The sequence below is a fragment of the Kribbella sp. NPDC005582 genome, assembly GCF_040605415.1.
Lineage (GTDB): Bacteria > Actinomycetota > Actinomycetes > Propionibacteriales > Kribbellaceae > Kribbella.
In genome coordinates this window covers 161,483-181,571 of sequence record NZ_JBEXCU010000008.1, presented here as the reverse complement: position 1 = coordinate 181,571, position 20,089 = coordinate 161,483, and the positions used below count along the sequence as shown (strand labels likewise).

At 69.3% G+C, this 20,089-nt stretch carries 15 protein-coding genes; 8 read left to right on the top strand and 7 right to left on the bottom strand.

The genetic code is table 11. The features are described 5' to 3' along the window. The first annotated feature begins 137 nt into the window (after positions 1 to 137). The 3 genes from ABZS29_RS34815 to ABZS29_RS34805 are packed head-to-tail and all read left to right on the top strand — an operon-like array spanning position 138 to position 3,096. Complete coding sequence (locus ABZS29_RS34815; protein ID WP_355468654.1) at positions 138 to 1,355, top strand: ATP-binding protein; 1,218 nt, start codon at positions 138 to 140, stop codon at positions 1,353 to 1,355. Next, positions 1,352 to 2,029: a response regulator transcription factor gene (locus tag ABZS29_RS34810; RefSeq protein WP_355468652.1), complete on the top strand. Its 678-nt coding sequence runs from the start codon at positions 1,352 to 1,354 to the stop codon at positions 2,027 to 2,029. The genes ABZS29_RS34815 and ABZS29_RS34810 overlap by 4 nt, the downstream gene beginning before the upstream one ends. Positions 2,030 to 2,085: 56 nt before the next feature. Continuing rightward, the gene (locus ABZS29_RS34805; RefSeq protein WP_355468650.1) at positions 2,086 to 3,096 is read left to right on the top strand and encodes an iron-siderophore ABC transporter substrate-binding protein; all 1,011 of its coding nucleotides are present in this window, start codon (positions 2,086 to 2,088) and stop codon (positions 3,094 to 3,096) included. Between the two features lie 91 nt (positions 3,097 to 3,187). Here ABZS29_RS34805 and ABZS29_RS34800 read toward each other — a convergent pair whose 3' ends face one another. Continuing rightward, positions 3,188 to 3,823 (bottom strand): hypothetical protein, encoded by a 636-nt coding sequence (locus ABZS29_RS34800; RefSeq protein WP_355468648.1) that lies wholly within the window; start codon positions 3,821 to 3,823, stop codon positions 3,188 to 3,190. Positions 3,824 to 4,100: 277 nt separating this feature from the next. Here ABZS29_RS34800 and ABZS29_RS34795 point away from each other — a divergent pair, with 277 nt between their 5' ends. The 3 genes from ABZS29_RS34795 to ispF are packed head-to-tail and all read left to right on the top strand — an operon-like array spanning position 4,101 to position 5,797. Next, on the top strand, positions 4,101 to 4,586 hold the full coding sequence (locus ABZS29_RS34795; protein ID WP_132176829.1) for a CarD family transcriptional regulator: 486 nt from the start codon (positions 4,101 to 4,103) through the stop codon (positions 4,584 to 4,586). A gap of 48 nt (positions 4,587 to 4,634) precedes the next feature. Further along, positions 4,635 to 5,330, top strand: a complete 696-nt coding sequence (gene ispD / locus ABZS29_RS34790; protein ID WP_355468646.1) for a 2-C-methyl-D-erythritol 4-phosphate cytidylyltransferase — start codon at positions 4,635 to 4,637, stop codon at positions 5,328 to 5,330. 56 nt (positions 5,331 to 5,386) lie between these two features. Then, positions 5,387 to 5,797, top strand: a complete 411-nt coding sequence (ispF, locus tag ABZS29_RS34785; RefSeq protein WP_355468989.1) for a 2-C-methyl-D-erythritol 2,4-cyclodiphosphate synthase — start codon at positions 5,387 to 5,389, stop codon at positions 5,795 to 5,797. On the opposite strand, the gene ABZS29_RS34780 is transcribed toward ispF, so the two are convergent. Next, complete coding sequence (locus ABZS29_RS34780; RefSeq protein ID WP_355468644.1) at positions 5,787 to 6,731, bottom strand: nitrilase family protein; 945 nt, start codon at positions 6,729 to 6,731, stop codon at positions 5,787 to 5,789. The genes ispF and ABZS29_RS34780 overlap by 11 nt on opposite strands. Before the next feature lie 70 nt (positions 6,732 to 6,801). Here ABZS29_RS34780 and ABZS29_RS34775 point away from each other — a divergent pair, with 70 nt between their 5' ends. After that, complete coding sequence (locus ABZS29_RS34775) at positions 6,802 to 7,665, top strand: LysR family transcriptional regulator (RefSeq protein WP_355468642.1); 864 nt, start codon at positions 6,802 to 6,804, stop codon at positions 7,663 to 7,665. On the opposite strand, the gene ABZS29_RS34770 is transcribed toward ABZS29_RS34775, so the two are convergent. Genes ABZS29_RS34770 through ABZS29_RS34760 form a run of 3 tightly spaced genes read right to left on the bottom strand, consistent with a single transcriptional unit; the run spans position 7,662 to position 14,111 of the window. After that, positions 7,662 to 9,005, bottom strand: coding sequence for a M1 family metallopeptidase (locus ABZS29_RS34770; RefSeq protein WP_355468640.1), 1,344 nt, complete (start codon positions 9,003 to 9,005; stop codon positions 7,662 to 7,664). The genes ABZS29_RS34775 and ABZS29_RS34770 overlap by 4 nt on opposite strands. After that, positions 9,005 to 12,937, bottom strand: coding sequence for a Pls/PosA family non-ribosomal peptide synthetase (locus ABZS29_RS34765; RefSeq protein ID WP_355468638.1), 3,933 nt, complete (start codon positions 12,935 to 12,937; stop codon positions 9,005 to 9,007). Before ABZS29_RS34765 ends, ABZS29_RS34770 begins: the two co-directional genes overlap by 1 nt. A gap of 55 nt (positions 12,938 to 12,992) precedes the next feature. Next, on the bottom strand, positions 12,993 to 14,111 hold the full coding sequence (locus tag ABZS29_RS34760; RefSeq protein WP_355468636.1) for a neutral zinc metallopeptidase: 1,119 nt from the start codon (positions 14,109 to 14,111) through the stop codon (positions 12,993 to 12,995). A gap of 55 nt (positions 14,112 to 14,166) precedes the next feature. On the opposite strand from ABZS29_RS34760, the gene ABZS29_RS34755 reads away from it, so the two are divergent. Beyond that, positions 14,167 to 15,852 carry a DUF2207 domain-containing protein gene (locus tag ABZS29_RS34755; RefSeq protein WP_355468634.1) on the top strand — a complete coding sequence of 562 codons (1,686 nt, stop codon included), beginning with the start codon at positions 14,167 to 14,169 and terminating at the stop codon, positions 15,850 to 15,852. 983 nt (positions 15,853 to 16,835) lie between these two features. Here ABZS29_RS34755 and ABZS29_RS34750 read toward each other — a convergent pair. Both ABZS29_RS34750 and ABZS29_RS34745 read right to left on the bottom strand, forming a co-directional pair. After that, the gene (locus ABZS29_RS34750) at positions 16,836 to 18,611 is read right to left on the bottom strand and encodes a neutral zinc metallopeptidase (protein ID WP_355468632.1); all 1,776 of its coding nucleotides are present in this window, start codon (positions 18,609 to 18,611) and stop codon (positions 16,836 to 16,838) included. 171 nt (positions 18,612 to 18,782) lie between these two features. Beyond that, a complete protein-coding gene (locus ABZS29_RS34745) occupies positions 18,783 to 19,997 on the bottom strand; it encodes a neutral zinc metallopeptidase (RefSeq protein ID WP_355468630.1) in 1,215 nt (404 codons plus the stop codon). Positions 19,998 to 20,089: the final 92 nt, after the last annotated feature.

Here is a 20,089-nt window from a genome sequence, read left to right as displayed (position 1 = left end):
TCCAAGGGGGACCGTATGCCGTCGAGGTTGCCGGACGGCGACGCGTGGTGAACGCCTGATGAACAGTTGTGACGCGTCCCGGTCATCCGGTGCTCATTCGGTCTTTCCCTGCTGGTTGCCCGCGTAGCATCGGTTTCGTGGACCCCACGCTGGCTGCGGTGCTGGGCGGCGTCATCGGCGCGGCCCTGGCCCTCCTTTCACTCGGCGCGATGATGCTTTCGGAGCGGTCCCAGCGCAAGATCCCCGAGACCCCGGACCCCGCCGTACCGAGTGGGGTCGCGACCGTCCTGTCGGTACTGCGTTCGTCCGCGGTCGTGATGGGTCCGGAGGATCAGGTGCTGCAGGCAAGCGCTCCGGCGCATGTGCTCGGCATCGTCCGGGGTGAGCGGCTGGTGGTCGACGACATCCTGACCATGGTCCGCGCGGTCCGCCGGGACGGCGAGATCCGCCAGCAGGACCTGGAGATCGTCCGCGGCCGGCTCGGCGCCACGCAGTACGTGAGCGCCCGGGTCGCCCCGCTGGGCAGCCAGCTGGTGCTGGTGCTGGTCGAGGACCGGACCCGCGAGCGCCGGCTGGACGCGATCCGGCGCGACTTCACCGTCAACGTGAGTCACGAGCTGAAGACCCCGGTCGGTGCGCTGATCCTGCTCGCCGATGCGGTCTCCGAGGCCTCGGACGATCCCGAAGCGGTGCAACGGTTCTCGGACCGGATGCGGATCGAGGCCTCCCGGCTCAGCCGGCTGGTCAAGGAGATCATCGAGCTGTCCCGGCTGCAGGGCGACGATCCGCTGGAGCACCCGCACTCGGTCGACATCAACGCGGTGATCGAGGCCGCGGTCGACCGCTGCCGGGTGGACGCCGAGGACCGCGACATCAAGATCGTCGTCAAGGCCGAGCCGGAGCTGGAGGTGATGGGCAGCGAGGACCAGCTGTCCATTGCCATCGGCAACTTGGTGGAGAACGCGGTCAACTACAGCCCGGACGGCACCCGGGTCGCGGTCGCCGCGCACCCGATCGGCGACCTGGTCGAGGTGACGGTGAGCGACCAGGGCGTGGGTATCCCGAGCAGCGACCTGGAGCGCATCTTCGAGCGTTTCTACCGGGTCGACCGGGCCCGCAGCCGGGAGACCGGCGGCACCGGGCTCGGGTTGTCGATCGTCAAGCACATCGCCTCGATCCACGGAGGCGACGTACGGGTGTGGAGTGTCGAAGGCCAAGGCTCCACGTTCACCGTGAGACTCCCGTTGCGGCTCGAATCCGCCCCGGGCCAGACCGGTTCCGCCAGCCAGGAGGACCCGGCCGTCACCCTGCCGCCTACCCCGTCAGGGCAGATCACAAAGGAGACAGCTTCGTGACCCGAGTGCTGGTCGTCGAAGACGAAGAGAGCTACAGCGACGCGTTGTCGTACGTGCTGCGCAAGGAAGGCTTCGAGGTCGCCGTCGCGGAGACCGGGCCGGACGCGCTGGACGAGTACGACCGGGCCGGTGCGGACATCGTGCTGCTCGACCTGATGCTGCCGGGCCTGTCCGGTACGGAGGTGTGCCGGGCGCTGCGCAGCCGGGGCAACGTCCCGGTGATCATCGTGAGCGCCAAGGACACCGAGGTGGACAAGGTCGTCGGGCTCGAGCTGGGCGCGGACGACTACGTCACCAAGCCGTACAGCCCGCGCGAGCTGCTGGCCCGGATCCGCGCCGTACTGCGCCGCGGTCAGGACGTCGAGCTGCTGCCGGACACCCTCGAGGCCGGACCGGTCCGGATGGACGTCGAGCGGCACGTCGTGACCGTCGCCGGCACCGAGATCCGGCTGCCGCTGAAGGAGTTCGAGCTGCTCGAGATGCTGCTGCGCAACACCGGCCGGGTGCTTACCCGCGGCCAGCTGATCGACCGGATCTGGGGCGCCGACTACGTGGGCGACACCAAGACCCTGGACGTGCACGTGAAGCGGCTGCGCTCGAAGCTCGAGAAGGACCCGTCGAACCCGCAGCACCTGGTCACGGTCCGTGGTCTGGGGTACAAGTTCGATTCCTGAGTGGGGGTTAGCTTAGGCTGTCCTTAGTGAGGCATCTGAACTGAGGAGAGTTTCCTATGGCGTGGCCCTGTTTTCGGGCGATCAGTGCGGCCGCCGGCGTACTGATCGCGACCAGCTTGCTCGTCGCGTGCGGTGCATCCGACGACGCGGCGCCGCAGGAGTCCGCCAGTACGGCGGGGTTCCCGGTCACGCTGAAGAACACCTTCGGCGAGACCGTCGTCCCCGCGAAACCGCAGCGGATCGTCACCCTCGGCTGGAACGCCCAGGACATCGTGCACGCCCTCGGCGAGACCCCGGTCGCGATGCCGAAGGTCACCTACGGCCCGACCGCGGCCGGTGTCACTGCCTGGGACGCGGACTGGTTCGACCCGGCCAAGACCGAACTGCTCGACACCGGTGACAAGTACCCGTTCGAGAAGATCGCGGCGCTGAAGCCGGACGTGATCCTGGCGCCGTACGAGGGTTTCGACAAGGCGACGTACGAGACGCTGTCCGGGATCGCGCCGACGGTCGCCTACCCGGGTGCTCCGTGGCAGACCACCTGGCAGGACCAGACGCTGCTCGTCGGTGAAGCGCTCGGCAAGAAGGCCGAGGCCGAGAAGCTGATCACCGGGCTGAACGACAAGATCAAGCAGGTCGCGACCGAGCACCCCGAATTCAAGGGCAAGTCGATCGCGGTCGGCTCCTTCGGCGCGGAGAACTACGTCTACATGCCGGGCGATCCCCGGGTGCAGATCCTCAACGAGATGGGCTTCGTGAACGCGCCCGGCGTCGAGGCCCTGCAGAAGGCCAACACCAAGAACGAGTTCGCGGTGACCGTCAGCAAGGAGAAGATCGCCTCCGCCGATGCCGACGTACTGATCGCGTACGTCGACGGTCTCGGCCCGCAGAAGTTCGCCGCCGACCCGATCTACGCGTCCCTGGGCGCCGTCAAACGCGGCAGCGCCTACGTCCTGGACGACCAGCAGGTCATCTCCGGCCAGAGCGCGATCAGCGTCCTGAGCGTCCCTTGGGTCCTGGACAAGATGCTTCCCGGCCTGACGAAGGCGGCCCAAGCCGCCAGCTGAGGCGTCCGACGGGACCTCGGCCACAGGCCCCGCCGGTACGACGAACGGGCCGCCCCGCGCCGGGAGCGGCCCGTTCGGGCGTTCTGGGGAGTTAGTGCCCGGCCTCGGCGTCGTTGCGCGGGGAGGGGCTGTAGTGGTCCTCGGGGAGGATCGGGATGTCGGCGGTGATCGGGCCGGCCTTGCCGAAGGTGATGACGACGCTGACCATTTCGCCGGGCTTGCCGCCGGTAACCGAGAAGGGGGCCGCCGCTGCGGGGGTGGCCGGGGTCTTCGGGGTGGCGGTGGGGGTGGTGCTCGGCGTCGTCGACGGGGTGGTGGTCGGCGTGGGCTCGGTGCCGCCGGTCTGCGGGAGGCGCACAGCGGCACCGACCTGCAGGGTCAGGGGCTGGAACTCGCCGAACTTCACCGGGGTCGCGTCTTCCGGCGGGGTGTCCGCGGCGGCCGGCTTCGGCGGGGCCTGGGTGATCGAGACCAGGGTGTCGGACTCGGCGCCGTTGTTGACGACGACGCCGTGCACCTCGCCCTTGCCGTCCGCGTCGGACAGGATCAGGAGGTTGCGAACCACGATGCCGCCCGAGGCGGCGTTGGTGCCCTCGGCCGGCTGGTACGGCTGTGACGTCTGGGCGTTGAAGCTCGCGCCACAGGCCGCCAGAACGACACTGAGAGTGGCGGCGGCACCCGCCAGCGCGACGCGCCGGACGGACCGCGCGGACAACGTGATCGGCACTGGAATCCCTCTCCTGCAAGCTGTTTCGGGGCCCTTCGGCACGGCTCGGGTACTGGACCCAGTGCGTGGCCTCCGGCGCAGCACAGCGTAGTGCCCGGCCCCGGCGAGGCCGACGCCGGGTGGGCCTTCGAAGGTGTCACCGGCAACTGTTTTCGCGCGTACGACGCATGGCCGACAGGGTTTGTCAAGGCGGGAAATGGCGTCTGACCAGCACAAACGCCCGGACCGGACCAGCGACTGCGTGGTAGGATAGGTCTCGGAAAGGGGCACGTGACATATGACTTTCAACGTCGGCGAGACGGTTGTTTACCCCAACCACGGTGCGGCCGTTATCGAGGACATCGAGACCCGTAAGATCAAAGGTGAGGACAAGACCTATCTGGTCTTGAGGATCGTCGCTCAGAACGACCTGGTCGTCCGGGTCCCCGCGTGCAACCTCGATCTTGTCGGCGTGCGTGACGTCGTGGATCAGGCCGGTCTGGAGCGCGTCTTCGACGTGCTGCGGGCTCCGCACACGGAGGAGCCGACCAACTGGTCGCGACGGTACAAGGCGAACCTGGAGAAGCTGCACTCCGGTGACGTGATGAAGGTGGCAGAGGTCGTCCGCGACCTGTGGCGCCGTGAGCGTGATCGTGGCCTGTCGGCGGGTGAGAAGCGGATGCTGGCGAAGGCTCGTCAGATCCTCGTCTCCGAGCTGGCGCTGGCCGAGCACACCAACGAGGACAAGGCGGAAGCCATCCTCGACGAGGTTCTCGCGTCCTGATTTCCAGGTCGAGTCTGTTCCCGTGATCCTGCTGTCCGGTTCCGTCGCATGAGCACCGCGGCGATCATTCCGGCAGCAGGTCTCGGGCTGAGACTCGGTGGCGAGACCCCGAAGGCGTTTCGAGAGGTCGGTGGCGACGCGCTGCTGGTCCACGCGGTTCGTGGACTGAAGGCAGCGTCCGCCGCCGACCTCGTCTGTTTGGTGGTCGCGGTCCCGCTCGGGACCGAAGAGATCGTCACCAAAGAACTCACCCCGTACGTCGGTCAGACCCGCCTGCTCGTGGTTGCCGGCGGCGCGGAGCGGTCCGACTCGGTCCGGACGGCGCTGGAGCTCGTCCCGGTCGAGGGAATCGACTGCATCCTGGTGCACGACGCGGCGCGGGCGTTCGTCCCCGTCGACGCGATCGAGCGGGTGGTCGCGGCAGTGCGTGCCGGCGCGGAGGCCGTCGTACCGGCTGTGCCGGTGACAGACACGATCAAGCAGGTCGCGCCAACCGGCGAGGTGGTTGCCACGCCCGACCGGTCGACGCTGGTTGCCGTGCAGACGCCACAGGGCTTCGCGCCCGACGTACTGCGGCGGGCGCATGCGGCCGGGGTGGTCGGGGCCACCGACGATGCGATGCTGTGCGAGGCGCTCGGCGTGACCGTGCAGACGGTCGAGGGGTCGCCGGACGCGTTCAAGGTGACGCGTCCCCAGGACTTGCTGCTGGCAGAGGCCCTGCTGGCGGAGAGGCGATTGGCGTGAAGCTTCCTCGGGTCGGCAACGGCATCGACGTGCACCCGTTGGAGGCCGGCCGACCGATGTGGCTGGCCGGGCTCCACTGGCCGGACGAGCCGGCCGGACTCGCCGGTCACTCCGACGGTGATGCTGCTGCGCACGCCATCTGTACGGCGCTCTTGAGCGCGGCGCGGCTGGGAGACCTGGGTTCGAACTTCGGGACCGCCGAGCCGGAGTGGGCCGGGGCGGCAGGCGTCGCGCTGGTCACCGAGGCTGCGCGGCGGGTGCGAGCGGCCGGGTTCGAGATCGGGAACGTGACGGTGCAGATCGTCTGCAACCGGCCCCGGATCGGCGTGCGGCGGGAAGAAGCCGAGAAGGTGCTGAGCGCCGCGTGCGACGCCGAGGTGTCGGTGAGCGCGGCAACCACCGACGGGCTGGGCTTCACGGGTCGCGCCGAAGGCATCGTGGCGATGGCCACCGCCCTCATCTACTGACTGGCGCTGTCGAGAACCGAGCTGTTCTCGCGTCCACCTCACCGTGTGGCACTGTCAGTGGGCCGTACAGCTCGGGGCGGCGGCCTCTCATCCAGCGTTGGCCGGTTGCCAGTGGCACCAGGTCTAGGTCCAGGTCGGCGGTGACCACGGCCTCGCGCGGGACCGGCGTCTCGGCGACGATCCGGCCGTACGGGTCGAGGATCATCGCGTTGCCGGTCCGCAGTTCGTCGTCGTCCGGTCCGACTCCGTTGCTGAAGACGACGAAGATGCCGTTGTCGTGCGCCCGGGCCGGCAGCCAGCGCAGCAACCACTCCCGGCCGTTCGGGCCGTTGAAGGCCTCGGTCGGGTCCTGTTCCCAGACCTCCAGTGGGATCGGCTTCATTCCGTGCGGGCTGCGTGAGTTCGTCCCGCCGGTCTGGTGCGGGGCGAGCAGGACCGTGGCCCCGAGCAACGCGGTGATCCGGACGTTCTCCACCAGGTTGTTGTCCCAGCAGATCAGCACCCCGGCCCGGAACCCCCACGGCGTCTCGAACACCGTGTACGACGATCCGCTGGCGATCGCCTCGTGCTCGAAGGCATGCAGTTTGCGGTGCACGTGGACCTGGCCGGTCGGCAGGCAGACGGCGTACGCGTTGTAGAGCTGTCCGTCGGCGGCCTCCAGGAAGCCGACGCCGAGCCCGGCGTCCAGGTCCTTGGCCAGGGCAAGCACCTGTCGGATCAGCGGGCCGTCGGCCGGTTGCGCGAGCTCGGCCAGGCGGGCGGCGGTGTGCCGGCGCAGGTGCCAGTAGCCGAGCAGGCAGAGCTCGGGGAAGACGACCAACCGCGCGCCCTCGGCAACGGCCTGTCGCGCCAGCCGCTCGACGGTGGCGAGGTTCTGCGCGGGGTCGTCGGGGACGGCCTGGAACTGGACGGTGGCGGTGCGAAAGAGCGTCATACCGCCATCGAAACGCCCGACGATCCATCACGTCCAATAGATGTTTGTCGATTTTCCATATCCTGTGGTTATGGACCTGCGACTGCTGCGGGCATTCGTCACCGTCGCCAGGCTGCGGACCTTCGGGGCCGCGGCCGACGAGCTGGCGACCAGCCAGCCGGCGCTCACCAAGCAGATCCAGGTCCTCGAACGCAGGATCGGCGCGGTGCTGTTCGTCCGCGGCCGCCACGGCGCCCGGCTGACTCCGGAAGGTGAGCTGCTGCTCCCTGACGCTCTGCAACTGCTCGAGCGGTCGGAGGCCCTCGAGCGGCGGGCCGCGCAGGTCGCCGCCGGCGTCGAGGGTTCGCTCGCGATCGGCTTCGGTCTGTCCGGGATCGAGCTGGCGCCGCGTGCGGTCGCGCTGTTCCGCAGCCGCTGGCCGCGGGTGTCGGTATCGCTGGAGGACATGTCGTCGGCCGAGCAGTACGAGCGACTCCGTGCCGGCGGACTACAGATCGGTTTCGTGCGCCTGCCGGTCCCGGCCGGCCTCGAGCATCTGCGTCTACGCAAGGACCGGCTGGCGCTCGCGTTGCCCGTCGAGCAGGCCGTGCCGCGCGACCTCGCACGCTGGCTGGACGGCCGCCCACTGGTCCGGCTGACCCCGAGCCGCGGTCCCGGACTCACCGCCCAGATCAACGGCCTGTACGCCGAACTCGGTTGCCATCCGCAAGTACTTCAGGAAGCCGGCGACCTGCAGACCGTGCTGGCGCTCACCGCGGCCGGTGCCGGACCATCCGTCGTACCGCTGTCGGCCGAACGCATCGCGCCCGGCGAGGTGCGCCTCGTCCCGCTCCCGGGCCGCACCGCCACCTGGTGGATCGGCGCCGCCTGGTCCACCCGCAGTCCACTCACCGAGCGCTTCCTCCAAGCCGCCGCCGAGGCCGCCCGCGGTTAGCGCTTACGGGGGCGGGGTGGCACGGGGTAGTCGTCCAGCCAGCTGGTGAAGAGGGTGCGGAGAGCGTCAGCGTCCGGAGAGAACTGGCTGGCGAGGGTGATGAAGTCGGCCGTGGTGACGGAGGCGTGGCGGTAGGTCTTGGTCCACGTCCGCAGCAAGTCGAAGAAGGCGTCGTCACCGAGATGCAGCCGTACGGCGTGCAGCGTGATCGCGCCACGTTTGTAGAGCCGGTCGTCGAACATCAGCTCCGGACCGGGATCCGACAGCAGCAGGTCCTGCGGCAGTCCGCGCAACCGAGTGTGAGCCTTCGCGACCTGCTGGTCCGCACTGAGACCGCCGGACTCCTCCGACCACAGCCACTCCGCGTAGCAGGCGAAGCCCTCGTTGAGCCAGATGTCCTTCCAGGCCGAAGGCGTGACGCTGTTGCCGAACCACTGATGCGCCAGCTCGTGCGCGACCAGTCGCTCCGCGGTCCGCTTGCCGTCCACATGGTTGCTGCCGAAGACCGAGATCCCCTGTGCCTCCAGGGGAATCTCCAGGTCGTCGTCGGTCACCACGACGGTGTAGTTGCCGAACGGATAGGGCCCGAACAGCTGGCAGAACAGCTTGATCATGTCCTGCTGCCGACCGAAGTCGTGCTTGAACTCGCGCAGCTCGCCCGGCGGCACCAGCGCGCGCGTGGTGACCGGAGTCGTGGCCAGCTCCAGTTCGTCGTACCGGCCGATCTGCACGGTCGCCAGGTACGTCGCCATCGGCGCGGCTTGGTCGTAGACCCAGGTCGTGCGACTCGCCTTCACCCGGCGCGAGACCAGCCGCCCGTTCGCGAGGGCGTGGTACGGCGAATCGGTGGTGATCGTGATCCGGTAGTGCGCCTTGTCGGCCGGATGGTCGTTGCAAGGGAACCAGGTCGCCGCGCCACTGGGCTGGCTGGCCACGATCACACCCTCGGTGAGCTCGTCCCAGCCGAGGCCGCCCCACGGACTGTCCTCGGGTTTCGGGTTCCCGGCGTACTGGATGTCGACGAGGAACTCGGCGCCGTCCATCAGCGTGCTGGCCGGGGTGATGTGCAGCTTCCCGGCACGCTGGGTGAAGCGCGAGACCCGGCGGCCGTTGATGGTCACCTTGGTGGCGCGCAGTCCGGACAGGTCGAGGGCGAACCGGGTCAGCGTCTGGTCGGCGACTGCGGTGATCCCGGCCTTGCCGGTCAGGCGGTTGCTGTTGACCCGATAGTCGAGATCGAGTTCGTACGACTCGACGTGGTAGCCGCCGTTGCCGTGGTTGGGCGTGTACGGATCTCCGGCGGACGACGCTCCTGGCTGTCCGTGACCACGGAGCACCATCAGCCCTGCCAGGGAGCGATCGGGTTCCCGGCCCAGCGCGTGCCGTCGGGCACACCTTCACCGCGCATGACGAGAGACACCGGGCCGATGGTAGCTCCTGCACCGATCGAGGCCGCGGGCAGGACGATGCCGTGCGGGCCGAGCGTCGCTCCCGGGCCGAAGGTGACTGTGCTCATGGAGAGCACTCGATCATGAAAAAGATGTGTCTGCAGCACGCATCCGCGATTCACCGTTGCCCCGTCGCCCAATGTGACGAGGTCGGCCTCCGGTAACCAGTACGTCTCGCACCAAACCCCCTTGCCGATCTTGGCCCCGAGGGACCGCAGCCAGAGCGCGAGGACCGGCGTACCGGCGGCGGCGTTCGCGAACCAGGGAGCCGCGACCAGCTCGACGAAGCTGTCGACCACCTCGTTGCGCCAGACGAACGAGCTCCACAGCGGGTACTCGACGGCGCGGGTGCGGCCGACGATCACCCACTTGGCGACGGTCGCCATCCCGCCCGCGACCGCGCCGGCCGCGAGGATCACCGCGCCAGAGAGCAGCAGTGCCGCCCAGGGCCCGAGCCAGATGTCGAGCGCCTGCAGCGCGAACAGGACGCCGAGCGCGATCAGCACCGTGCACATCATCGGGACGAACCGGCAGAGCTCGACCAGTGCGCGGGCGACCTTGAGCTTGAACGGCGGGTGGAACGTGCGGCTCTGGTCGCCGGCCACGGCCTGCCTGCGCAGCTTCACCGGCGGCGAGCCGAGCCACGACGTACCGGCTTTGGACTTCTTCGGAGCTGCCGACAGTACGGCGACCAGTCCGTTCTTCGGGACCGAGCGGCCGGGCGCGGTCATCCCGGAGTTGCCCAGGAACGCGCGCTTGCCGACCTTCGCACCGGCCACGTGCAGCCAGCCGCCACCGAGCTCGTACGACGCGATCATCGTGTCGTCGGCGAGGAACGCGCCCTCGCCGACCGTGGTCATCTTCGGCAGCAGCAACACCGTCGACGCCTCGACGTCCTTGCCGATCTTCGCGCCGAGCGCACGCAGCCACCACGGGGTCGCCAGGCTCGCGTAGAGCGGGAACAGCAGCGTCCGGGCGGTGTCGAGCAGTCGCTCTGTCGCCCACACCTGCCAGCCGATCCGGCTCCGGACCGGGTAGTGGCCGGGCTTGATGCCGATCCCGAGCAGCCGGACGCCGATCAACGTCAGTACGGCGAGGGTGACGAAACCGACCAGTGTCATCAACGGAACCGCGGCCAGCGCTCGCACTGCGGCGTCACTGAGGGTCTGGGTGCCCTGCAGCGCGCGGCCGAGGACGAACAGCGCTGCTGCGGCAGCCGCCACCGGGAGCAGCGACATGATCGCGGACTGGACGCCGTACGCCGCTACCCACCACGGGGCACGGGCCGGGCGCTCCTCGGGCCACGGGTGCCGAGCGCGGCCGACGCGTGCGGCGGGTGAGCCGGACCAGCGTTCGTTCGGTGGGACCTTGCCGGAGACGGCTGAGCCGGCCGCGATCTCGGCGCTCCGGCCGATCTCTGCGCCCGGGAGCAACGTCGAGCGGGAGCCGATGACGGCGTCCGCGCCCACGCTGATCGCGCCGACCAGCAGTTGGTCACCGTCGATCCAGTAGCCGGACAGGTCGACCTCGGGCTCGATCGACGCGCCTCGGCCCATGGTGAGCATGCCGGTGACCGGAGGCAGCGTGTGCAGGTCGACGCCACGGCCGACCTTCGCGCCGAGAGCCCTTGCGTAGTAGGCGATCCATGGCGCACCGGCCAGATTAGCGGCACCCGCGGCGTCCGCCAGGTTCTCCGCGGCCCAGAGACGCACATGCACGTTGCCGCCGCGTGGATAGCGACCTGGCTTCAGACCGCGCAGCAGGAGCCGCGCTCCGACCACAGCGATCCCCATGCGGCCAGCTGGCGTGATCAGCAGCAGCCAGCCGACCAGAATCCACCACCACGACACTGTGCGGATCCATGGCAGCGGTCCAGCGAACTGGTCGAGCAGGTTGTTCAGAGTGAACAGGTAGACCAGCCAGCGCACGCCGACCACGGTCTGCAGTACGAGCGTCAGCGCGGTCTGCAGGAGCTGTGTACTGGGCGGCGTCGGCCGGATCTCGCGCAGCTCGACCGGCTCCGCCAGCACCTGCGTGGAGTCGTCCAGCCGATCGGCCAGTGCGCCGAGGCGGGGGTACTCGTAGATGTCGGCGACGGTCACCTCGGGGTAGCGCTCGCGCAGCGCGGACACCAGTTGCGCAGCGGCCAGGCTGCCGCCGCCGTGCATGAAGAAGTCGTTGTCGGTCCCAGTGACCTTGGCGCCGAGCACCTTCGTCCACCGCTCGGCCAGCCAGCCCGCCGTACCGTCGAGGTCGGCCGCTGGGCCGTCAGAGTCCATGCCAGGCAGCGGCCAGGGCAGTGCGTTCCGGTCGACCTTGCCGGAGGTCCGAGTGGGCAGCGTGTCGACGATGGCGAGCAGCGGCACCAGTGCTGCGGGTAGTGCTTCACGCAGCCGCTCAGTCGCACCAGTCTGGTCAAACGCCTCCGCATCATCCGGTACGACGTACCCGACCAGCAGCTGATTGCCGGCCGCACTGGCCCGTACGGCGGCTGCCGCGCCGGACACTCCCGGCAGCGCCTGCAGAGCGGCGTCCACCTCGCCCAGCTCGATCCGACGACCACCGAGCTTGATCTGCTCATCGGCACGGCCCTGGAAGAGCAGCCCGGCCGCCTCGTTCTTCACCAGGTCACCGCTGCGATAGGCGCGCTCCCAGCCCAGCGTGGGCATCGGTGCGAACTTCTCCGCGTCCTTGGCCGGATCGAGGTAGCGGGCCAGGCCGACGCCGCCGATGATCAGCTCGCCGATCCCGCCCTCCGGCACTTCGTTGCCTTCGGCATCGACCACGGCGAGGTCCCAGCCGTCCAGCGGCAGACCGATCCGGACCGGGCCTTCCCCGGTCAGCTGCGCGCCGCACGCGACCACGGTCGCCTCGGTCGGGCCGTACGTGTTCCACACCTCGCGGCCGTCGACGGCAAGCCGCTCGGCCAGCTCCGGCGGGCACGCCTCGCCACCGAAGATCAGCAGCCGGACCTGGTCGAGCGCATCGGCCGGCCAGAGCGCGGCGAGCGTCGGTACGGTCGAGACGATCGTGATGCCCTGCGCGACCAGCCAGGGTCCGAGGTCCATGCCACTGCGGACCAGTGAACGCGGAGCGGGCACCAGGCAGGCGCCGTACCGCCAGGCGAGCCACATCTCCTCGCAGGACGCGTCGAACGCGACCGACAGCCCGGCCAGGACCCGGTCATCGGGACCAATCGGCTCTTGCTGCAGGAACATTCGGGCTTCCGCGTCGACGAACGCCGCCGCGGACCTGTGCGATACCGCGACACCCTTCGGTACGCCGGTCGAGCCCGAGGTGAAGATGATCCAGGCATCGTCGGTCGGCTCCGGACCGCCCGATCGCCGCGGCGCCGGGGCGGGCTCGGGAGCGTCCATCCGGGCCGAGTAGGGGAAGTCGTAGTAGCCGTCGGCGTTGTCGTTCGCAACCTGCGGAGGTGTCTGCTCGCGGAGGATCGTCAGCTCGAGCTCGTCGGCCACGGTCGCGGCGACGGCGGCTTCGCCGAAGACCAGTTCGGCGCGCTCCTCGGGGTCGTCCGCGTCCACCGGCACGTACGCGGCTCCGGCGTACAGGGTGCCGAGGATCGCGACGTACAGGTCGTTGTGGCCGGACGAGATCCGGATGCCGACGCGGTCACCGGGACCGATGCCGGCCGCGGTCAGCCGGAGCGCGAACCGCTCCACCTGAGCCATCAGTTCGCGATAGCTCAGGCTGACGCTGCCGTCGTCCAGCGCGGGTTCGTCGGCGTACTTGGTGGCTGTCTCCTGCAGCACGTCCACCAGAGTGCGCGCCGCCGGCGCCAGGTCCCCGCGTCGCAACGTCACGGGCGAATGGTACGCCGCTGGATTAACGGTTCCGGAACGTCGAGCGAACGGCGGACTACTTGACCAGGTCGGTGTTCACCGCGAACGTGTTGCAGGCCTTGTTCGCGCCGATGTTGAAGCCGTTCTGGATCCAGAAGCCCTGACTGGTCGCGAGTCCGTGCGTCCGCTCGTCCTCCGGCGTGTCCGGACTCTCGCCGAAGCTGTTGCTGGACTGCTCTTTGAACTCGTCGAGCCGGTCCGTCAGCGGGTACGACTGCTCGACGGCCTTGCTGAACACACCGGCGAAACAGGACGCCTGCAGCTCGTTGCGCCGCGACGACTCGAGCTTCTGCTCCGGGTGGTCCTGCAGATAGACCGCACGGGCGTAGAACAAACCACTGACACCCTGCACGTGGTGCCCGTACTCGTGCGCGATCGTCATCAGGTACGCGAGGTCCTGCTTCGGCCCGAACGCCTTGTTCATCTGCAGTACGTCGGTGTACATCACCTGGTTGCCGTAGCAGTAGAAGGCCAGCACCCGGCCGGACATCGGCGCGAAGTTGCCGCACGGCGTCTGCACCGGCTTGTCGAACACGACCAGGCCCGGGTCGGGCTTGTCCTGCCCGAGCTCCTTGAAGATCGGCCGCCACGCGTCGTTCAGGCAGGCGAAGAGCTTCTGGTAGTAGACCTTCTGCGCGGACAGGCTGCCGTCACCGAGGTTCTCGGCCCGGCAGTTCTGCACCGGCAGCGGACCGGTCCGGTAGATGCTCGCGTTCAGCAGGAAGTCCTCGGCGGTGCCCTTCTGCGGCTTGCTGGTCGCCGTCGGCACGATCGACGGACCGGTCACGCCCGGATCGGCGGTGGCATCGCTGCCCCGGCCGAGCAGTGCGACGATGACGACCAGTGACACGCCCAGGAACATCAGCACCGAGATGCTGAACACGATCAGCCGCGTCGCGCCGCCCCGGCGCTTGGGCGGCTGGAACCCGTTGAACTGGCCGCCGGGCGGGCCGTAGTACGGCTGTGCCCACTGACCGGGAGCCTGCTGGTACTGCCCGTACTGCTGCGCCGGCGGAGGTCCGGCGTACTGGCCCTGCTGACCCTGCCAGGGCGCGGCCTGGGGTGGCGGGAGCACGCCGGGTGGAGGACCTGGGGGACCGACCCGGTCCTGGGGACCGCCGTACGGGCTGCTCACCGGTCTTGCCCTCCTGATTTCGCTCGACGAACCGGCACGAGACTACTCTCAACCCATGTCACTGAAGCGCCGCGTCCTCCCGGCCGCCCTGATGATCTGCCTGACCGCACCGATCGTTGCCCTGAGCACGTTGCCCGCCCAGGCCGCGGACGACCAGATCTCCGGGTACTCCGCCGATGCGACCCTGACCAAGGACGGCAAGCTCCAGGTCAAGGAGACCGTCGACCTGACCGCCGGCGGCTCCACGTTCAGCCGGACCCTGACCACCCGGGTCCGCGCCGACGCCGAGCGCGACCGGACGTACGACGTCAGCGACGTCTCGGCCACGGTCAACGGTCAGCCGGCCCAGGGCTTCACTGACGAAGGCATCGACGACGGCCGCCGGATCACGGTGAACGCGTCCGGCAAGACGACGGTCGTGTACACCTACACGGTCGGAAACGTGGTCGCGGAGTCGACCGAGGGCCGCGAGGTCAGCTGGCCGGTTGTGCAGGGCTTCACCTCAGCGATTCCGCGGGCGGCGCTGTCGATCAACGTGCCGTTCGCCACGTGGGTGACCTGCTTCGCCGGTCGCACCGGCTCGAGCATGCCGTGTACGTCGTCCCAGCTGGCCGAGTCCGCTGCGCTGGAGATCACACAGAACGGCGTACCGGCTGGTGGGCGGGTGACGTTCCTGACCGGTCTGAGCAGTCAGGCGACCGTGCAGCCGAACGCTGAGTACAAGACGCGCTGGACGCTCAGCCACGCCTTCACTGTCGACTCCGGCACGGTGGGGCTGGCTGTGATCGTGCTGGGGCTCGGTCTGCTCGGTGCGGCGGCGCTGTGGTTCCTGCGCGGTCGCGACGCGGCCAAGGTCGGCGAGGGCGCACCTGAGCGCCCGGTGCTGGACGGTGCCGACGGCCCGCAGTTCGCCGCGCCGGACGGGATCCGTCCTGGTCAGGTCGGCACTGTGGTCGACGAGACGGCGGATGTCGTCGACATCACCGCGACCCTGCTGGACCTTGCTGTGCGCAACTACTTGACGATCGTGGAGCTGCCGCGGCAGTCGCAGTTCGGCAAGCTCGACTGGGAGCTGCGCCGGCAGCACGCGGGCGGTCCGGAGCTGCTGTCGTACGAGAAGGCCTTGCTGGACGCGGTCTTCGCCGACGGTGACACTGTGGTCGTTTCCGAGCTTGGTGGCGCGCTGCGCCCGCGGCTGAACCTGGTCCGCGAGCACCTGTACGCCGACGTGGTCAGCCAAGGCTGGTTCGCCAGCCGGCCGGACGCTGTGCGGAACCGCTGGACTACTGCGGGAGTCGTGCTGCTGGGGGCGGGCGTCGTACTGACGATTGTGCTGGCTGTGGTGAGCAAGTTCGGTCTGGTCGGCTTCGCGGTCATGCTGGCCGGTCTGGTGCTCGCGCTGGTCGGTCAGGTCGCACCTGCGCGGACGGCCCGCGGCGCCGCCGTACTGGGTCGTGTTGCTGGTCTGCAGCGCTACTTGACCGACGAGACGTCCGCGTCGCTCCCGCCGACCCACCGCCTCGAGTTCGCCTCCCGCTGCCTGCCGTACGCCGCCGTACTGGGGCTCACCGAGAAGTGGGCCGCCGAAATCGCCGCCACCGACGATGACGACGACCCCGACGCCGGCATCGGCTGGTACTCCGGCCCCGACAACTGGCACCTCTCCGACATCGGCGAGTCCCTCAGCAACTTCGTCACCTCCTTCGGCGGCTCCCTAACCACCGCCCGCCGCCTCTTCTAAACCCCGCCTCCGCCGGCGACAGTTCTTCTAACGCCTTCGGCGCGCGCCGACGTGGTGCCGCCCAACGCGTTTCGCCGAACCAACGTGGTGGAGTGGGCGTTCAAGCGGCCCACCTTGAGCACCCACCAACCACGTCCCCCGTACACATGCGACTGAACCGTGCTCAAGGTCGTCGCGACGCGGTCACCTTGTGCGCCCATCAGCCGAGTGTTGGGTGCAGCGGTGACTGAACGGTGCTCAAGGTTCGTTGCGGGTGAGGTGGGGAAGATCGTGGACCGGTGCGGTTCGAGATACTCCCCGCATTGGAGGAAGCGGAGAACACGGTGGTGCGATTGTGTGATGCGCTCGATGGGTCAGCGCGGTCGAGTGGGTGAGCAAGCGAGCGCCTCGACCTTGAGCACCCACCAACCACTTCCCGCGTCTACCCGCGACTGAACCGAGCTCAAAGTGCCGCCCACAAAGGCCACCGCCTTGGGCGGCGACAGTTCTTTTGATGCCTTCGGCGTGCGCCTACCCGGTGCCGTCGAAGGCGGTTCGTCGAGCCGGCTCGGTTGAGTTGGTTGCCCGAGCCGCGCACTCACCTTGAGCATCCGCTAACCACGTCCTGCGGACGCGTGCGACTGAATCGTGCTCAAGGTTGTCGTGGGTGAGGTGGGGAAGATGATGGACCGGTCCGGGGCGAGATGCTCCCCGCCCTGCACGAAGCCCGCCGCACCCGCCTCCGACGTACGGCGGCGCCCCGACAGTCCCAGCCTCCGCCCGCACACGCACCAACCACGGTTCGCGATCGAACCGTGCGTGCCGACCGGGTCGGCGTACGGACGGACTGGTGGTGGGTATCGCTGTGGCAGAGGTGTGAGCGTGGAACGGGGCTGGAGGAGGGGCTGGATGTGACCTACTACCAGTCCTTGTGTTCGCTTGCCGCCACATGGGTTCGGCGCAACCACCGGGGTGGTTGCGCCGAAAGAAGAAAGGCGGGCCGATTACGCGACTCGGCCTTGGCCGGCTTTGAAGGTGTTGCAGCTGCCGGGGCGTTTGGTGTTGAAGCCGGCGATGTTCCACTGGTAGTTGCTGGCTCGGTTGCCGTGGTCGTGGACCCGGGGGCGGGAGTACTCGTCGCCGGTGTGGGAGATCAGGAAGCGGTAGCTCTGGAGGAGGGGGCCGGTGATGGGGATGAACGACGAGTTGATGCCGAGGTAGGCGGCGCCGAGGCAGCTGGCTTGCAGTTCGCGGCGGCGGCTTTCTTCCAGCTTCTGGGCGGCGTTCATGGCTTGGGCGCGTTCGAGGGAGGCGCTCAGGATGCCGGTGCGCTTCTGGATGTGATGGCCGTACTCGTGGGCGAAGGTGCTCAGCATCAGCGCGCGGGCGTAGACCGGGTTGGACCGGTAGGCGCGGGAGTCGACGGCGAACGGCATGTAGATGGTCTCGTTGGCGCCGCAGTACGCCGCGCGGACGCTGCGCTGGACGCCGCAGGGGGAGGCGACCTTGCCGTTGTAGACGGCGACCTTGGGGCCGCGGTACTTGACCTTCACCTTGGCCATCGCGGGGACCCAGGTGGCGTTCACGCAGGCCAGCATGCGGTTGTAGTAGTTCTGCGCGAGGGCGAAGCTGGTCGGTACGAACGGCGGTTCCGGGCACTTCGACGGTACGAGCAGGCCGACGGCGTACAGGTTGCTGCTGGTGACGACCTTGTCGGCGGCCGCCGTGTTGGGGCCGGTCGGGGTCGGGGACGGCTTCGGGGCGTCCGACGTGGGTGCGGTCGGGGTCTGCGACGGCTGGGTCGACGGGGTCTCCGAGACGACCGGGGTGGGGTCGGCCTGGGGCGTCTTGTCGTCGTCGCCGAGGTTGCCGATGAGCAGGGTGATGCCGGTGCCGACCACCAGGACGGCCAGGGCGACCAGACCGATCAGCAGCGCCCGCGGTGCCTTGCGCGGCTTGCGGCGGCGGCCGGCGCCGGGTGGCTGCGGGATCGGGATCGGCGGGTACTGCCAGGTCGGCGGCTGCTGTACCGGCTGACCCATCGGGCCGACCGGGGCGCCACCTGCTGCGTGGCGAGCGCCGCCGGGCTGAGCCTGCTGCTCAGGTGCACCCCACAGGTACGAGCCCTGCGAGCGCTCGGCCGGCGGCTGCTGCGGACCGGCCGGGCGTGCGCCGGGAGCAGCCTGCGCCGGACCGAAGGCTGCCGGCGGCTGCTGCGGTGTGCGGGGCGGAGGAGTAGGCGCCGAGTACGGCGGCTGCGCGGGGCGGGGGGACGCAGAACCGGACTGGGGCGTGGGCTGCGACGGGTTGGGGCGACCCGTCGGCTGTTGAGGAGCAGTACGAGCAGTACCAAGCTGACCAGAGGCAGGCTGAGCCGGGGCAGGCCTGCCGGCACCGGACTGACCCGAGCTGGGGTGAGCAGCACCGGACTGACCTGACCCGGGGTGAGCCGCACCGGACTGGCCCGAGCCGGGGTGAGCCGCACTCGACTGACCTGAACTGGGCTGGGCCGGACCTGCGGCAGGCTGACCGGCGGGGCGGCCGGCGGCCGGCGGAGTGGGGCGCTTGGCGGGGTCTTCCGGGCGGCGGGCGGTCCAGCCGTCGCCGAACCAGTTGTTCGCCGGGCGCGGCTCCTCGGACCCGGCCGGGTCCTGGAACTCGCGTTTGGCCTCGCTCCCGGTCCACCACCGGGGTGACGCCGCGTCCCGGCGCTCGCCGGCGGCGGCGTTCTCGCCGTCCGCCGGTTCGTCCCCCCGTGGTGGGTTCCCGCTGTCCGACATCGAAACTCCTCACGACCTTGCTGGGTGTAGCCGTCGACATACTGCTTCCGGCGCTTCTCGGGGTGCCGAAGCCGCGCACGGTCCTTCGCCCCCAGGCCTGCCCGTACGCCCCCGGGTCATACTCTGCGTGATCCCGGGGCCCGACGCCAGCCACGGCGGCCCGTCGGTGAGTTACTGCACCTTCTTGGGGGAGACGACGTAGGTGTTGCAGGCGCTCGGGTTGCGGGTGTTGTAGCCGCGCAGCGCCCAGTACTTGTGGTTCGGGGCGTCGCCGTGGTCGTTCTTGTAGTCGGTGACGTTCCCGATCAGCCAGCGCCACTGGGTCGCGGACTGGCCGCTGATCGGGTAGCTGCTCCGGTTGGCGCCGATGAAGATGTCGCTGAAGCAGGAGGCCTGCAGTTCGAGCCGGCGGCTGAGCTCCAGCTCCTTCGCGGTGGACGGCGCCTCGTACCGCATCCGGTAGTACGCCGACATGATCCCGGTCATCTGTTGCACGTGGTGCCCGTACTCGTGCGCGAACTGGTGCAGCATCCACATCCGGGCCCAGGTGCGCGGAATGCTCTGCGAGTACTTGTTGTAGTTGCCGACGTCCTGGGTGAGGTTCATATAGATCGTCTCGGTGCTGGGGCAGTAGAACGGCGGGCCTGAGTCGTCCCAGCCCCCACAGGGGGTGGTGATATGACCGGTGAAGGTGCGCACGCTCGGCGGGCGGAACTTCGCCCCGGCCTTGGTGACCTGCGACGGCCAGGCTCGGTTCAGGCAGTTCCACAGGTTCTTGTAGTTGGCCGTCGCCCCAGCGACGGTCGACTGTCGCGCCTTCGACTCCCGGCAGTTCACCGAGCGCATCGCACCGGACTTGTAGAGGCGGTTCCGCGCGACGATGTCGAGGTCGGTCACCACCACCGGCTTCTTGGTCGGCCGGGTCGCCCGTGGTGCCGTCGGTCGCACGACAGGCCGAGTCGTGGTCGGCCTCGGCGGAGCGGAGGTACGCACTGTCGGCGTCGGCTGGACCACCGTCGGCGGATACGAGTACGTCGGGCTGTACGTCGACGTCGGCTCCGGCTGACTGCTGTACGGCGCACTCCCGCCGCCGTTGTGCTTCAGCACCGACGACAGAACCGACAACCCGACCACACCGGCGACGACGACGCCGACCGCGACCAGCGCCAGGACCAACGCCACCTTGGCACCGCCACCGCTCTTCCGGGGCGGCCGCGGCGCACCAGGGCCCCAGCCGAACTGCGGTTGTCCCGCAGGCGGTCCGTACGCCGGTACGCCGTACTGCGGCTGCTGTGGCGGCCACGGCTGTCCCGGGGGCGGGTACTGACCCTGCGGCGGTTGCTGAGGGTACTGGCCGGGCGGCGGACCCCACTGGTTCCCTGACACCGCACCGACGGTAGCGGAGCCCGGGCTCACCCCACGCGGCAGGCTGTGGTCGTTGCCACTGGCACTGAACCGGGCACGAGCCCCGCCCCACG

Excerpts from the sequence above, each read along its gene's own strand:
- ABZS29_RS34770 (WP_355468640.1), bottom strand. The coding sequence starts at position 9,005 with ATGGTGCTCCGTGGTCACGGACAGCCAGGAGCGTCGTCCGCCGGAGAT.
- ispD (WP_355468646.1), top strand. The coding sequence starts at position 4,635 with ATGAGCACCGCGGCGATCATTCCGGCAGCAGGTCTCGGGCTGAGACTC.
- ABZS29_RS34795 (WP_132176829.1), top strand. The coding sequence starts at position 4,101 with ATGACTTTCAACGTCGGCGAGACGGTTGTTTACCCCAACCACGGTGCG.
- ABZS29_RS34750 (WP_355468632.1), bottom strand. The coding sequence starts at position 18,611 with ATGTCGGACAGCGGGAACCCACCACGGGGGGACGAACCGGCGGACGGC.
- ABZS29_RS34775 (WP_355468642.1), top strand. The coding sequence starts at position 6,802 with ATGGACCTGCGACTGCTGCGGGCATTCGTCACCGTCGCCAGGCTGCGG.
- ABZS29_RS34805 (WP_355468650.1), top strand. The coding sequence starts at position 2,086 with ATGGCGTGGCCCTGTTTTCGGGCGATCAGTGCGGCCGCCGGCGTACTG.
- ispF (WP_355468989.1), top strand. The coding sequence starts at position 5,387 with ATGTGGCTGGCCGGGCTCCACTGGCCGGACGAGCCGGCCGGACTCGCC.
- ABZS29_RS34755 (WP_355468634.1), top strand. The coding sequence starts at position 14,167 with ATGTCACTGAAGCGCCGCGTCCTCCCGGCCGCCCTGATGATCTGCCTG.
- ABZS29_RS34780 (WP_355468644.1), bottom strand. The coding sequence starts at position 6,731 with ATGACGCTCTTTCGCACCGCCACCGTCCAGTTCCAGGCCGTCCCCGAC.